3 protein-coding genes are annotated in these 1674 nt (G+C 40.7%); all 3 read right to left on the reverse strand.

Going from position 1 to position 1674, the window contains the following annotated elements; genetic code table 11:
* A partial coding sequence (locus tag J5224_RS26860; protein WP_264628210.1) for a hypothetical protein occupies window positions 1-336 on the reverse strand: 336 nt, incomplete at its 3' end.
* A 7-nt stretch (window positions 337-343) separates the two neighbouring features.
* A complete protein-coding gene (locus tag J5224_RS26865; protein ID WP_264628211.1) occupies window positions 344-1246 on the reverse strand; it encodes a type II secretion system F family protein in 903 nt (300 codons plus the stop codon).
* The coding region (locus tag J5224_RS26870) for an ATPase, T2SS/T4P/T4SS family (RefSeq protein ID WP_264628212.1) at window positions 1243-1674 on the reverse strand (432 nt) is incomplete at its 5' end. The genes J5224_RS26870 and J5224_RS26865, both read right to left, overlap by 4 nt.

The raw sequence follows: 1674 nt of genomic DNA on the forward strand, positions 1-1674 counted from the left end.
ACTCAGTATTAAAAGACAGATGAGTAAAACATTCATCGACACCTGAAGCACACCACTGATGCTCAGTAAAAATAATATGCCGCCAAGCGTAACGACGGTTAACATTTTTAGTAGCACATTTTTATCTAACAATGATGCAATCGAAATTAAACGACTTGATTTTATCAAAATCGTTTCAACATGCGATGCGTCATCCTGGTTTGCAGCCTCACTCAATGAATGCTTATGTACATTCAACAACCCTAATGACCTGTTTTTATTCTTGTCTTTAAAAAAATGGATGAGAAGTCCACCCAGGCCCAATACTATCATGAGCAGTGAAAATAGATAAAACATAACTCACCTATAGCTTATTCATCATTAACCAAAGAATAAAAATGCCTGAGGAAATGCTACCTATCGCATAATAAAGTATGACTTTACCCATTGGATCATAAAGCAATATAGCAAAACTGTCTGGAGAACTGTATTTTATAAAAAAGAAGAAAAAAATCGGGATGGCTGTTAATATTTTTACAGACATTCTTACTTCAGATGTCATGGCCAACTTTTTTCTATCAATAATTCTTCCATTGGAGATCATGGCTGCTAACCGCGTCATGACGTCCTTGATTTGCCCTCCCCCCTTCATATTCACCAAGACAGTGACAATAAAAAAATAATATTCTCTATAAGGTAAACGTCGATACGAATCCATCAAAACACTTTCAATATCCTCACCGATTTCAAGGCGCTGAGATATTTTTCTAAACTCTTCACCAACAATACCTGCAACTTTCTCACCACACTGTTCAATGCCGAGCATCACTGAATTCCCAGCGCTAATAACGCTGTTAATTATATTCAACGCTTCCGAAAATGCGGTTTCAAAGGCTATTCGTGCCTCTTTTTTACTCCGTTGAAAAAGTATATACAATGTCAACAACAACATGAGCGGTGATACAATAAGCACATCAAGTTGTAAATACTCCAGGCTACTATAAATGCTTGCCCCTTGAACAGCGAAGACAATCAAACCATTTTTTAACGCCAGGTCATACTTTTTACCCAGCAAATACCGGGAAATATCACTGAAAAGCGTCACCAGATGTTGCCATAATATGTGCTGTTTAAGTTGGTGGGTTAATTTGTTGGTTTTCGGCACGGTAGCAACGTGACGTAATCGTTGAATGTTTTTTTTCTTCCGATGCTCGAGCACGAGTTGGAGCAAGCCAAGCAGGAGCATGCTTGTGAAGATAACGATCATGGTAATTTATTTCCGAACAGTTGCTTCAAGGGTTCTTGCATATCATGGATTATTGCCTGTTGGTACACGGCTGAGCGCTGTAATAGACCGTAAGAGGTAAAACTTCCCTGAATTTCCCCCGTTTCAGAGCGTTCTGCCTGCGCGGAATAGCTGAAAATATCTTGCAAGATAATGTTATCGCCCTCCATCCCCATCACTTCTGTAATATTGATGACTTTTCGTGAGCCATCAGGCAAACGCGATACCTGAACAACAATATGGATGGCCGATACGATATTGCGGCGGATTGCTGTAAGGGGAAGCGCCGCGCTTGACATCATGACCATACTTTCCAGACGCGCCAAGGCATGGCGTGGGGAGTTGGCATGCAAGGTTGACATGGAGCCATCATGGCCGGTGTTCATTGCCTGCAACATTTCGAACGCTTC

The organism is Candidatus Symbiopectobacterium sp. NZEC135 (assembly GCF_025962695.1).

What these genes read in the sequence shown, in the direction of transcription:
- J5224_RS26865 (WP_264628211.1), bottom strand. Translation starts at nt 1,246, where the DNA reads ATGATCGTTATCTTCACAAGCATGCTCCTGCTTGGCTTGCTCCAACTC.